The 13,104-nt window shown below is 55.4% G+C and carries 12 protein-coding genes; 6 read left to right on the forward strand and 6 right to left on the reverse strand.

Annotated features, from left to right (window positions below):
- The first annotated feature begins 308 nt into the window (after positions 1-308).
- The gene (locus ACOTXR_RS04255; RefSeq protein WP_058690426.1) at positions 309-1,055 is read left to right on the forward strand and encodes a MipA/OmpV family protein; all 747 of its coding nucleotides are present in this window, start codon (positions 309-311) and stop codon (positions 1,053-1,055) included.
- Positions 1,056-1,133: 78 nt separating this feature from the next.
- On the opposite strand, the gene ACOTXR_RS04260 is transcribed toward ACOTXR_RS04255, so the two are convergent.
- Positions 1,134-2,018, reverse strand: coding sequence for a D-hexose-6-phosphate mutarotase (locus ACOTXR_RS04260; RefSeq protein ID WP_058690425.1), 885 nt, complete (start codon positions 2,016-2,018; stop codon positions 1,134-1,136).
- Between the two features lie 74 nt (positions 2,019-2,092).
- Positions 2,093-3,088 (reverse strand): glyceraldehyde-3-phosphate dehydrogenase, encoded by a 996-nt coding sequence (gene gapA, locus ACOTXR_RS04265; RefSeq protein WP_014831506.1) that lies wholly within the window; start codon positions 3,086-3,088, stop codon positions 2,093-2,095.
- A 341-nt stretch (positions 3,089-3,429) separates the two neighbouring features.
- Between gapA and msrB the strand changes: the two genes are divergently transcribed.
- The gene (gene msrB / locus ACOTXR_RS04270) at positions 3,430-3,843 is read left to right on the forward strand and encodes a peptide-methionine (R)-S-oxide reductase MsrB (protein WP_023332742.1); all 414 of its coding nucleotides are present in this window, start codon (positions 3,430-3,432) and stop codon (positions 3,841-3,843) included.
- A 41-nt stretch (positions 3,844-3,884) separates the two neighbouring features.
- Positions 3,885-4,163: a YeaC family protein gene (locus tag ACOTXR_RS04275; RefSeq protein ID WP_045135041.1), complete on the forward strand. Its 279-nt coding sequence runs from the start codon at positions 3,885-3,887 to the stop codon at positions 4,161-4,163.
- A 60-nt stretch (positions 4,164-4,223) separates the two neighbouring features.
- Here the strand turns inward: ACOTXR_RS04275 and ACOTXR_RS04280 are convergent, their stop codons facing one another.
- From ACOTXR_RS04280 to sppA, 4 genes are all read right to left on the reverse strand, one after another.
- On the reverse strand, positions 4,224-5,480 hold the full coding sequence (locus ACOTXR_RS04280) for a glycoside hydrolase family 18 protein (protein ID WP_048996953.1): 1,257 nt from the start codon (positions 5,478-5,480) through the stop codon (positions 4,224-4,226).
- Between the two features lie 202 nt (positions 5,481-5,682).
- Positions 5,683-6,324: a bifunctional nicotinamidase/pyrazinamidase gene (gene pncA, locus ACOTXR_RS04285; RefSeq protein ID WP_014883449.1), complete on the reverse strand. Its 642-nt coding sequence runs from the start codon at positions 6,322-6,324 to the stop codon at positions 5,683-5,685.
- 9 nt (positions 6,325-6,333) lie between these two features.
- Positions 6,334-7,350, reverse strand: a complete 1,017-nt coding sequence (gene ansA / locus ACOTXR_RS04290) for an asparaginase (RefSeq protein ID WP_014883450.1) — start codon at positions 7,348-7,350, stop codon at positions 6,334-6,336.
- Positions 7,351-7,413: 63 nt separating this feature from the next.
- The gene (gene sppA / locus ACOTXR_RS04295; RefSeq protein ID WP_058690424.1) at positions 7,414-9,270 is read right to left on the reverse strand and encodes a signal peptide peptidase SppA; all 1,857 of its coding nucleotides are present in this window, start codon (positions 9,268-9,270) and stop codon (positions 7,414-7,416) included.
- A gap of 167 nt (positions 9,271-9,437) precedes the next feature.
- Here sppA and ACOTXR_RS04300 point away from each other — a divergent pair, with 167 nt between their 5' ends.
- From ACOTXR_RS04300 to ACOTXR_RS04310, 3 genes are all read left to right on the forward strand, one after another.
- Positions 9,438-9,989, forward strand: a complete 552-nt coding sequence (locus ACOTXR_RS04300) for an NAD(P)H nitroreductase (RefSeq protein WP_058690423.1) — start codon at positions 9,438-9,440, stop codon at positions 9,987-9,989.
- 116 nt (positions 9,990-10,105) lie between these two features.
- Positions 10,106-11,149, forward strand: a complete 1,044-nt coding sequence (gene selD, locus ACOTXR_RS04305; RefSeq protein WP_014883453.1) for a selenide, water dikinase SelD — start codon at positions 10,106-10,108, stop codon at positions 11,147-11,149.
- 4 nt (positions 11,150-11,153) lie between these two features.
- Positions 11,154-13,097, forward strand: a complete 1,944-nt coding sequence (locus ACOTXR_RS04310) for a DNA topoisomerase III (RefSeq protein ID WP_058690422.1) — start codon at positions 11,154-11,156, stop codon at positions 13,095-13,097.
- Positions 13,098-13,104 lie beyond the last annotated feature (7 nt).

A 13,104-nucleotide genomic window follows, 5' to 3' on the forward strand; every position in this document is an offset into this window, starting at 1 on the left:
CTAAGAACCGCAGGGCGTTCAGGAAAACTCTTCTTAAAATTAAGCGTAGATGGCATTTGCCAAACTTGCATGCTGAGAAAATCTAATTTCAATGACATATCAATAACTCATCCAAAAATTTCCACCTGGGTTATAAGGCTTAAGCACGTTTTTCATTCAGTGGTCATATAAATGAAAGCGTGCTGTCATCTGAAAAGTGAAAAATAACGGGTTAATCAGACTGATTAGCAGGCAAAAAATTTTGGGTTGTACGGGAATGGCGGTTACACTTCTCCCGCTGATTATTTGACTACAGGAAAGAATGGATTGTGACCAAACTCAAACTTCTGGCATTGGGCATCCTTGCCGCGACCGCAGTTAGCACCGCTCAGGCGGAAAGTCAGTGGACGGTTGGCGCGGGTGTTGGCGTCATTAACAGCCCATACAAACAGTACGATCGTGACGTATATCCTGTTCCCGTTATCACCTATGAAGGCGAGAACGTCTGGTTCCGCGGTCTCGGCGGCGGCTACTATCTCTGGAACGACACGGCCGACAAGCTCTCTATCATGGCCTACTACGATCCAACGCACTTCAAGCCGGGAGACAGCGACAGCCGCGCGCTTCGCCAGCTCGATAAGCGCAAAAGTAGCATGATGGCCGGGCTTTCATACGTGCATAACACCGAGTATGGCTTCCTGCGTACTGCCCTGGCAGGTGATACGCTGGACAACAGCAACGGCTTTATCTGGGATCTGGCATGGCTGTACCGTTATACCAACGGCGGGCTTACCCTGACGCCGGGCATCGGTGTGCAGTACAACAGTGAAAACTACAATGACTACTATTACGGCGTCTCTAAAAACGAGTCTCGCCGCAGTGGTCTGAAAAGCTACAGCGCAGATGATGGCTGGGATCCCTACCTGGAGCTGACCGCGAGCTATAACTTCCTTGGCGACTGGAGCGTCTACGGTACTGGCCGTTATGAGCGTCTGAGCGATGAAGTGAAAGATAGCCCGATGGTCGATAAGTCATGGGCGGGTATCTTCTCTGTGGGTGTGACCTACAAGTTCTGATTGTGCATTAATTCAGTGCAATTATTGCATCAAAACGGGGCGCTTGCGCCCCGTTTGCTTTTTTGTGGTGCAGGGCGATTATCGCTTAACAATACGGATCGTCTGCCCTAAACGAGACGGTTTTTCTTCGCTCGCTTTCTGCGGCGTGGTCACGCAGGCTGTTTCTACACAAACGAATGTTTTGTAACCGTCATCAGGAATATCGGCCATGCTGACAGACAATGCCGGACCTGGGTTCCAGCCCACCACATTGCTGTGATGATGATGAACGACCTCAATGCCGCGGTTCAGGGCACCATCGTGGATCACGCTGCAGGCTTCCGGGTGGAGATAGACGCGGTCGGTACGATCGGGGAAAGCCTGAACGCCGTCGCTCAGCTTGCCCTCTTTCGCATTATCAACTTTGTCGATAAAGGTATCGCCGAGGCCGCTCACCTTCACTGCGTTGATGTCACCCACGTTGAAGTAGGTGTGCAGGGCAGACGTGGTTTCGAACTCGCCATGCGCTTCCAGCTCAATTTCGCAGGTTTTACCCAGCTTGAAACGGGCGTACAGGGTGAAATCATGCGGCCACAGGGCGCGGGTTTCATCATTCGCCTGCAGCTCAAAGGTCAGCACGGCACCGTTGTCATCTTCATTGTGCGCTTTCAGCGTCCACTGCTGGTTACGGGCAAAACCGTGAGACGGCAAACCCTGCTGTGTGGACGGGCCGAACCATGGCCAGCAGATGGGGACGCCGCCACGGATAGCAGCCCCTTTTTTGAACGAGGTGGCCTCGCTCAGCCACAGTCCTTCCTCTTCGCCCTCAGGCTTCCAGGAGAGCAGGTGGGCGCCATTCAGCGCCACGGAGGCTTTCACGCGCGGGTGGTCAACGACGATAACATCAGCGCCGTCAATCTGGCGGCGGGAGAGCACAGGGGTAAGTTGTTCGACTACCGGAAGTGCAAATATTTTATTAATCATTAAGCAATCCTCTGTCTAAAAACAATAAAAAAGGCGACCGAAGTCGCCTTTTTGGATCAAACACTCATCTCAACTTATTTGGAGATGTGAGCGATCAGGTCCAGTACTTTGTTAGAGTAGCCAGTTTCGTTGTCGTACCAGGAAACCAGTTTCACGAAGTTGTCGTTCAGTGCGATACCAGCTTTAGCATCGAACACGGAAGTGCACACTTCGCCGTTGAAATCAGTAGATACAACGTCGTCTTCGGTGTAACCCAGAACGCCTTTCATTGCGCCTTCGGAAGCAGCTTTGATTGCTTTCTTAATTTCTTCATAAGAAGCAGCTTTTTCCAGACGAACGGTCAGGTCAACAACGGATACGTTAGGCGTTGGAACGCGGAACGCCATACCAGTCAGTTTGCCATTCAGTTCTGGCAGTACTTTACCTACAGCTTTAGCAGCACCGGTAGAGGATGGGATGATGTTCTGAGCCGCGCCACGGCCGCCGCGCCAGTCTTTGTGAGACGGGCCGTCAACGGTTTTCTGAGTAGCGGTGGTAGCGTGAACGGTAGTCATCAGACCTTCGATGATGCCGAAGTTGTCGTTGATAACTTTAGCCAGCGGTGCCAGGCAGTTGGTGGTGCAGGATGCGTTGGAAACGATGTCCTGGCCAGCGTAAGTTTCGAAGTTTGCACCACGAACGAACATTGGGGTGTTGTCTTTAGAAGGACCAGTCAGAACAACTTTCTTCGCGCCTGCAGTGATGTGTTTACGTGCAGTTTCGTCGGTCAGGAAGATACCGGTAGCTTCAGCTACAACATCAACACCGATTTCGTTCCATTTCAGGTTAGCTGGGTCTTTCTCAGCAGTAACGCGGATGGTTTTGCCGTTAACAACCAGGTGGCCGTCTTTCACTTCAACGGTGCCGTCGAAACGACCGTGAGTTGAGTCGTACTTCAGCATGTACGCCATGTATTCAGCGTCCAGGAGATCGTTGATACCAACGATTTCGATGTCAGAACGTTTCTGAGCAGCACGGAAAACAATACGGCCGATACGGCCAAAACCGTTGATACCTACTTTGATAGTCATATATTCCACCAGCTATTTGTTAGTGAATAAAAGGTTGCCTGTAAAATTACAAAAACCTTACGCAGCGTCAAGCGGAATCGTGTCAATCATTGCGACAAATCAATCCTGTGACTAACGTTTGTGCGACTGACTCGCCTCACTTTCCCTTTGAGCTTGCAACCACATGGGGGCTGCGCCCGGAATTTTAAAGTCCTCGCAGGATAAAAATGTGAACATGATCACAATTGCCTGACCGCCTTTTCGCGACACATAAGTTTAGAACAAAAGTGCACGCAAGGGTGTTAATGTTTTGTTAGAATCCGGGTTAAAAGATGTCTGTTTCTACAGCGAGATGTAAGCATATGTCGAACCAACGTAACCCTGACGATTTGAAAAAAAACCTCACAGAAATGCAGTTTTACGTGACGCAGAACCACGGCACGGAACCGCCATTCACCGGGCGTTTACTGCACAACAAGCGAGACGGCGTCTATCACTGTCTGGTCTGTGATGCCCCGCTGTTTAACTCACAAACGAAATTCGATTCCGGCTGCGGCTGGCCGAGCTTTTACGAGCCGGTGAGCGATGAGGCCATCCGCTATTTGACTGACACCTCGCACGGCATGGTGCGCACGGAAATCCGTTGCGGGACCTGCGACGCGCACCTGGGGCACGTCTTCCCGGATGGTCCACAGCCAACGGGGGAGCGTTTCTGCGTCAATTCGGCCTCCATGAGCTTCACGGATGATGAAAACGGCGACCAGATCAAGGGTTGAAAAAACGATTCAGCAAATTATTCCTTTGAAAGGGAGAGATCGTGAATATTGATGACATGATTAACGGGATGACCCAGGATGTTTATCAGCGTCTGGTCACCGCCGTTGAACTGGGAAAATGGCCGGATGGCGTGGCGCTTACCCCTGAGCAAAAAGAGAACAGTTTGCAGCTGGTGATGCTGTGGCAGGCGCGCAACAATACTGACGCGCAGCACATGACGATCGATACCAACGGCCAGATGGTGATGAAAAGCAAGCGAGAGCTGAAAGAAGATTTTGGCATCACGCCGAAGCCAATTGCGACGCTGAAAATGCAATAAACGTGCGGGCTGATGCCTTCATCCAACCCTCTCCCACGGGGAGAGGGTTTGAATGCGTCGCTACTTTTGCGGGATCCCTAATGACTCTGCCAACTGCTTCGCTAACTGGTTGTTATCGTCCGCGCCATACTCCCAGAACATCGCCCCGGCGAGACCTTTCTGTTTAATGTAGTCCGCTTTGATCGCCACGGAACGTGGGTTCTCATACGAAATCGCAAAGAGCGCCTTGCCGTCGGCTGCTTCCACGGAGAGCCAAGGCACTTTCGCCTGGTCGTCCCAGTGCTCGGTAAAACGCTTCTGCGGATCGTTCAGCAGCTTTTTCACGATATCGTTGTACTTCACGTAGGTATCTTTGGACAGGTCATAGCCGAGCGACCTGAACAAGCCGAGCTCCTGCGGTCCAAAGTAGGGCTGGGTGACCGGATTTTTTTGTGCGTCCGGCTTGCTCCAGTCGATACCCGGCTCAACGGCGCGTTTCGGTACGCGACCGTAAAACCCGATCCCGAGGTTCATCTGCTGTGGTTTCAGTCCCGCGGCCAGATAGTTATTTACCACAAAGTCCACGCTGTATTTATCGGCAGCAGCCACCGTCGGCCAGGCGCTGGAATCATAGAGGTTGGCGTTAAAATACTGGGTACCATACGCCATGTCGTAGGTCATCAGGTTGATGTAGTCGAGCAGGGGAGCGATGGCTTTGACATCCACCCAGCTTTTCGGACTTTCCGCATTGGCACCTACCGCAATGGTCACCAGCTTTTTCTGCCCGAATGCGTCGCGCATCTCTTTCAGCAGCGCGGTGAAGTTGTCCCTGTCGGCTGGCGTGCTGGCAACCAGTCCCCACGCGCCGTTGACCGGGTACTCCCAGTCGAGATCAATCCCGTCCAGACCGTATTTGTCGACAACCTCCTGGGCGGATCGGATAAACACCGCACGACTCTCTTTGGTGGCCGCTGCGCCAGAGAAACCACGCGCACCCCAGCCGCCAACAGAGAGCAGCACTTTAAGGTGCGGGTTTTGTTTACGCAGAGTGGGGATTAAGGCCAGATCGGATGCCACTTTTGGCGAAAGCCAGATCTGATGCAGTTTCGTCGGATCTTTCAGCGCGGCGTTGGTTTCGTCTTTCTCGTTGTTGTAGACCAGACCAAACGAATAGTTCAGGTGGGTGATCTGGCGGACATCCAGTTTATTAATGTCGCCACCCGGTCCGGCGGTGACATCGCCACCCCCGTTGAAATAGCCGACGGACATCAGGGGCGCAGCGGAAGCCAGTGACGCGCAAAGCAAGGGTAATGCTGCCAGCAAGGGCAAACGTTTCATATAATTTCCTCTTTGACTTAATAAAAATAACCACGCCACAGATAAGGCGTGGCGAAAAAACAACCTGACGAGAATAGCATTGCCGCTTCGCTGAGGATGCGAGGGAGTTCACTTTATGGGGATTGGAGAAGAAATGCCGGGTGGCGCTGCGCTCCAGAGAAAGTAGGCCGGGTAAGGCGAAGCCGCCACCCGGCTTAAAAAACTACGCCTGCGTTTCCAGCCAGTCTGCCAGGGTATACAGCGTCGCGCCTTCGGCTGCCATCTCCATAAACGCCTGAGCACTGTCCTGAGGGTGAATGTTGACCCCGCGGCAGCCGTCGGTGATCACGCTGACGGTGTAGCCTGACTGGAGCGCGTCCAGTACGGTAAACTTCACGCAGTAATCTGTCGCCAGCCCCAGCACAATCAGCTCCGTGATTTCATGGTGGCGTAACCACGCGTCCAGCGCGGTCTTCTGACGATGACCGTTATCAAAAAACGCGCTGTAGCTGTCTATTGTCGGGTTTTCACCCTTATGGAACACCGCGTCGATGGCTTTCTGATTCAGGAGCGGATGCAGCGCCGCGCCTTCCGTTTGCTGCACGCAATGATCCGGCCAGAAGGTTTGCGCCAGCCCGTCGAGTTCACCCTGAGTGAACGGTTCGACATTGTGCTGGCTGGCAAAACTGCCGTGGTTAGCCGGGTGCCAGTCCTGGCTGGCGACCACCGCTTCACCGCGGGCTTTACACCAGTCAATCAGCGTATTCGCCACGTCAACGGTGCTGTCACCTTCGGCGACGGCCAGCGCGCCGCCTGCGCAGAAATCATTTTGCAAATCGACCAGTAGCAGGGCGCGTTGCGTCATGAGGCCTCCTTATTCGTCCGGGGTCAGTTCACCGCGCAGATTTTGCATCATGGCGTTGCGAATGGACTGAATGTCCAGATCCTGACTCAGTAAATAGTGAAGTTTAGTCAGCGTCGCCTCAACGGTCATATCGAAACCGCTGATGACACCCGCATGTGCCAGCGCGTTGCCGGTGGCATAGCCACCCATATTCACTTTGCCGGACATACACTGGGTCAGGTTCACCACCACAATTCCGCGTTCGCTGGCTTCCTGAAGCTCTTTCAGAAACTCACCGTTCTGCGGGGCGTTGCCCACGCCGTAGGAGCGCAGGATCAGCGCTTTCACTGGCTGGCGCAGGAAGTTGCGGACCACGTCGGCGGAAATACCCGGGTAAATGGTAACCACACCGATGGGCTGCGGGGTAATCGGATGCACAATCAGCTCGCCAGCGGTATTCGGTGCAGGCGGCGTGCCCAGACGACGGATATGAATCCCCGCTTCCAGCAGCGGCTGCAGGTTCGGTGAGGCGAAGGCGTCAAAACCATCGGCATGGGCTTTCGTCGTGCGGTTGCCGCGATACAGACGGTTGTTGAAGAACAGCGAGACTTCGTTAATCGGGTAATTTGCCGCCACGTACAGGGAGTTCAGCAGGTTGATCTGCCCGTCGGAGCGTAACTCCGCCAGCGGAATTTGCGACCCGGTGACGATAACCGGCTTGCTCAGGTTCTCCAGCATGAAGGAGAGCGCCGAGGCCGTGAACGCCATGGTGTCGGTACCGTGCAGGATCACGAAGCCGTCGTACTGGTCGTAATGCGCTTTAATGTCATCCGCGATGTGCTGCCAGTCTTCTGGCGTCATGTCGGAGGAGTCCATCAGCGGCTCGTATTCATGGATGGTAAAGTCAGGCATTTCCGGACGGTGGAACTCAGGCATCAACGCAAGCTGACGCTGAAGGTGGCCGGAGACAGGAATATAGCCATTTTCAGAGCGCTGCATACCGATGGTACCGCCAGTGTAGGCTACATAAATCGATTTCTTCTGCATGGTAGTGAGTTCTTGTTCTTCAAAAGAAAAAAATCCCCTCTTCGTGAGAAGAGGGGACGGTTTTTAACGGACGTTCGCGCAGGTCAGGCAAAACGCGTAACGACTTTGTGGATCGTTAAAGGCCGCGAGCTTATCGCTTTCCGTCTTCATCGCCTTCGCTGCCGTGGCAACCGGCGCAGGCAGGTAAGCCTGCAGCGCCTCCGGCAGCATGGCGCGAACGGAGACAGACATGCTGTCCATCACCATATCGAAGAATGACGGCTCATCCTGATAATACTCAATGTGCCATTGCTTGAGCTTCGCCAGGTCGGCCGCTTTCTTCACGGCGTCGTCAAAGTCACCCAGACTGTCCACCAGTCCGTTGTTCTTCGCGTCCTGACCGGTCCAGACGTGGCCCTGAGCAATCTGGTCAATCTGTTCTGGCGTCTTTTTACGCGAGTCAGCCACCAGCGTAATAAAGCGCTTATACCCGTTCTCAATGCTCATCTGCATCATCTCCGACACTTCCGGCGGCAGGGATTTCGTTATCGACACATCTGCCAGCGGCGACGTAGAAACACCGTCGGTGTGCACGCCCAGATAATCCAGACTGTTTTCCACAGTGTTAATTACCCCGAAGATGCCGATAGAACCGGTCAGCGTACTTGGGTTAGCCACAATGTAGTTGGCTGGCGTGGAGATCCAGTACCCACCTGATGCCGCCATTCCGCCCATGGAGACGACGACAGGTTTGCCCGCAGCGCGGGCCGCGGCCAGCTCAGCGCGGATCACTTCGGAGGCGCTCACGCTGCCGCCCGGGCTGTTTACGCGCAGAACAATGGCTTTCACTTTCGGGTCAAGGCGCGCGTCACGGATTTGCGACGCGGTGGTGTCACCGCCGACATTACCCGGGGTTTCCTGACCGTCCATGATGGCGCCGTTGGCAAACACCACGGCTACGCTGTCACCGCTCTCGTCCGGTTTTTTCGCAGCGTAGTCATACATACTGATCGCGCTGAAGTTTTTGTCCTCTTTGCTCCAGCCAAACTGTTTGGTCAGGGCTTTTTCGATATCCGCACTGGTACCCAGCGCATCAACGAGTTTATTGTCGAGGGCATATTTCGCGGTATCGCCGTCAACCTTACGCAGACCCTCCAGCACGCCACGTGCGCCCGGGAAGACCTGCTCAGCGGTAATTTGGCGGTTAGCGGCCACGGTGCCCAGATAGTTCTGCCACAGCTCGCCAATCCAGCGGCTGTCCGCTTCACGGGCAGCAGGGGACATATCGTCGCGAATAAACGGCTCCACGGCTGATTTATAGGTGCCGACGCGGAAGACGTGGGTCGTCACTTTCAGCTTGTCGAGCAGCGATTTGTAGTACAGGCCGTTGGTGGCAAAGCCGTGCAGATCGACCGTCCCCTGCGGAGAGAGCCAGATCTTGTTGGCGAAGCTTGCCAGATAATATTGCCCCTGGCTGTAGCTGTCGCCCACGGCGATCACTGGCTTACCGCTGTCGCGGAATTCACGCAGCGCTTTACCGATGTACTGCATTGAAGGCTGGTCGCCTCCGGCAAAATCTTTCAGATCCAGTACGATCCCGGTGATATTTCGGTCGTCTTTGGCCTGACGGATAGTATCGACAATATCGAACAGGGAGTTTTCCTGCAGGCGGTCGGACGTCGCACCAAACAGCTGACGGCCAATGACCCCCAGACGGTTGCTGGTGGACGGTTTATCCACGATGACGCCGGTGATATCGAGTAACAGCGCCCCGCGAGTTGAATGCTGCGCCTGATTCGCATTGCTGATATGCATCCAGATGCCTGCGCAAACCAGAACCAGCAGGATGAAGAAGATGTTCATCACCAGGTTGCGGACGAAGTTGAGCAGTCGCCACGTCCATTTAAAGAAACCGGCAAAGATTCGCCAAAGGGTTCGCATGTATTCTCCCTAACCAGAAAATGACTGTTTCCGTCGCCACTGGACGGTAATGTTGGGTTATCGTAATGACCCAACCGCCACTTGTCAGCAGGAATCGCCTGCCAGGCTGTAACAAAATCTGCGGCCGTGTTAATTTTGTGAGTAAATTTCAATAAAGGAGTTAACCAATGGACGCACTTGAACTGCTTGTTAACCGCCGCAGCGCGTCACGTCTGGCCGAACCTGCCCCGGTGGGCGAGCAGCTGGAAAACATTCTGCGTGCCGGGATGCGTGCCCCCGATCACGGCACGCTGCAGCCGTGGCACTTCTTTGTGATTGAAGGTGAAGGCCGCGATCGTTTCAGCCAGCTGCTGGAGCAGGGCGCGGTTGCCGTCGGGCAGGATGAGAAAGGTATCGATAAAGCGCGCAATGCGCCGTTCCGTGCGCCGATGATCATCGCCGTCGTGGCGAAATGTCAGGCTGGCCATAAAGTCCCGGTCTGGGAGCAGGAAATGTCTGCTGGCTGCGCGGTAATGGCGATGCAAATGGCCGCTGTCGCACAGGGGTTTAACGGTATCTGGCGTACCGGTCCGCTGACCGAGAGCCCGGTAGTCCGTGACGGTTTTGGCTGCGGTGAGCACGATAAAATTGTCGGTTTCCTCTACCTCGGTACGCCGCAGCTTAAAGCCTCCAGCACCATCAGCGTGCCGGACAGTACGCCTTTCGTCAGCCGTTTCTGATAACCCACGCTAAACTGTCTGGATTCTGAGCATCTGCCGCAGAATTCAGACAGTCATACTTACCTCTTTATGGAATGAGCGCTACCATAGCGCGATTGAGATGACAGGAGACGTCCATGAGCGAGCAAACCATTCGTTTAACGCAGTACAGCCACGGAGCCGGTTGCGGTTGTAAAATTTCCCCGAAAGTGCTGGAGACCATTCTGCACAGTGAACAGGCGAAGTTTGTCGACCCGAACCTGCTTGTCGGCAATGAAACGCGTGACGATGCTGCAGTTTATGACTTAGGTAACGGCACCAGCATTATCAGCACCACTGACTTCTTTATGCCGATTGTCGATAACCCCTTCGATTTCGGGCGCATTGCGGCCACCAACGCCATCAGTGATATCTTCGCGATGGGCGGTAAGCCGATTATGGCCATCGCCATTCTGGGCTGGCCAATTAATACCCTCGCGCCGGAAATTGCCCGCGACGTCATTGATGGCGGCCGTTTCGCCTGTCAGCAGGCGGGAATTGCGCTGGCCGGTGGTCACTCGATTGACGCGCCTGAACCTATTTTTGGCCTGGCCGTCACGGGCGTGGTGCCGACCGAGCGCGTGAAGCGCAACAGCACCGCGCAGGCGGGCTGCAAGCTGTTCCTCACCAAGCCGCTCGGCATTGGCGTACTCACGACCGCCGAGAAAAAATCCCTGCTGAAGCCGGAACACAAAGGTCTGGCAACGGAAGTGATGTGCCAGATGAACCTTGCGGGCGCGGCATTCGCCAATATCGACGGCGTAAAGGCGATGACCGATGTGACCGGTTTTGGTCTGCTGGGACACCTCTCCGAAGTGTGTCAGGGCGCGGGCGTGCAGGCACAGGTCTGGTATCAGGACGTACCGAAACTGCCGGGCGTGGAAGAGTACATTGCGCAGGGCGCGGTGCCGGGCGGTACTCAGCGCAACTTTGCCAGCTACGGTCACCTGATGGGCGAGATGCCTGAAGAATGGCGCAACCTGCTGTGCGATCCACAAACTTCCGGCGGCCTGCTGCTGGCGGTCACACCGGAAGCCGAAGCTGACGTTCAGGCAACGGCCGCCGAGTTTGGCATTACCCTGACGGCGATCGGCGAGCTGGTGACCGCACGCGGTGGCCGACCGATGATTGAGATCCGTTAATTCGATGCGGTTGTTTATTGCCGAAAAGCCGAGCCTGGCGCGCGCCATCGCCGATGTGTTGCCGAAGCCGCACCGCAAGGGCGACGGCTTTATCGAATGCGGTAACGGGCAGGTGGTGACCTGGTGTATTGGTCACCTGCTTGAGCAGGCGCAGCCGGACGTCTACGACAGCCGCTACGCCCGCTGGAACCTCAACGATCTGCCCATCGTGCCGGAAAAATGGCGCCTGCAGCCCCGGCCTTCGGTGACCAAACAGCTGAACGTGATCAAGCGTTTCCTGCACGAAGCCTCTGAAGTGGTTCACGCAGGTGACCCGGACAGGGAAGGGCAACTGTTGGTAGATGAAGTGCTGGACTACCTCGAGCTGGCGCCGGAAAAACGCCAGCAGGTACAGCGCTGCCTGATAAACGACCTCAACCCGCAGGCGGTAGAGCGTGCGATCTCGCGTCTGCGTGCCAACAGCGAGTTTATCCCGCTGTGCGTCTCGGCGCTTGCGCGCGCGCGCGCTGACTGGCTGTACGGGATCAACATGACCCGCGCCTACACCATCCTCGGGCGTAATGCGGGCTATCAGGGGGTACTCTCCGTGGGCCGCGTGCAGACGCCGGTGCTGGGGCTGGTGGTGCGTCGTGATGAAGAGATTGAGAACTTCGTCGCCAAAGATTTCTTTGAAGTGAAAGCGCATATCGTTACGCCTAAGGACGAACGCTTTACCGCCGTCTGGCAGCCGAGCGATGCCTGTGAATCGTACCAGGATGAAGAGGGGCGTTTGCTGCACCGTCCGCTGGCGGAGCATGTGGTTAACCGTATTACCGGTCAGCCTGCCATCGTCACCAGCTATAACGATAAACGGGAATCAGAACCCGCACCGCTGCCATTTTCGCTCTCGGCCTTGCAGATTGAGGCGGCGAAGCGCTTTGGCCTCAGCGCACAAAACGTGCTGGATATCTGCCAGAAGCTCTATGAAACCCACAAGCTGATCACCTATCCGCGTTCGGATAGCCGTTATCTGCCGGAAGAACATTTTGCCGGTCGCCACGCGGTACTGAACGCGATAAGCGTACACGCCGCCGATCTCCTGCCGCAGCCGGTGGTGAACCCGGACACCCATAACCGCTGCTGGGATGATAAAAAGGTGGACGCCCACCATGCAATTATCCCGACGGCACGCGCCAGCCACGTTAACCTGACGGATAACGAAGCGAAGGTCTATAACCTCATCGCCCGTCAGTATCTGATGCAGTTCTGCCCGGACGCGGTGTTCCGCAAATGTGTCATTGAGCTTGAGATTGCCAAAGGTAAGTTTATCGCCAAAGCGCGTTTCCTCGCGGAAGCGGGCTGGCGCACGCTGCTCGGCAACAAAGAGCGAGACGAGGAGAACGACGGTACGCCGCTGCCGGTAGTCGCGAAAGATGACGAGTTATTGTGCGAGAAAGGTGAAGTGGTTGAACGTCAGACCCAGCCGCCACGCCATTTCACCGATGCGACGCTGCTGTCGGCCATGACCGGGATTGCCCGATTCGTGCAGGATAAAGATCTGAAGAAAATCCTGCGCGCCACCGACGGTCTGGGTACGGAAGCGACGCGAGCGGGGATCATCGAACTGTTGTTCAAGCGCGGCTTCCTGGAGAAAAAAGGACGCTATATCCACTCCACGGAGCCGGGTCGGGCGCTCATCCACTCCCTTCCGGAGCTGGCCGCGAGGCCGGACATGACCGCGCACTGGGAATCCGTGCTGACGCAAATCAGTGAAAAGCAGTGCCGCTACCAGGACTTTATGCAGCCGCTGGTGGGGACGCTGTATCAGTTGATCGATCAGGCACGCAGTACGCCGGTGAAGCGGTTCAGAGGGATGGTTGCGCCGGGTGCGGGCAAGAAAAGCACATTTAAACGTAGCGGAAAAAAAACACGCGCTAAGGACGAGCAGGCCGAACAGCCCTCTTCCTGAGGGCTAT

Source organism: Enterobacter cloacae complex sp. IR53030, assembly GCF_049238365.1.
In the GTDB taxonomy this organism is placed as follows: Bacteria; Pseudomonadota; Gammaproteobacteria; order Enterobacterales; family Enterobacteriaceae; genus Enterobacter; species Enterobacter kobei.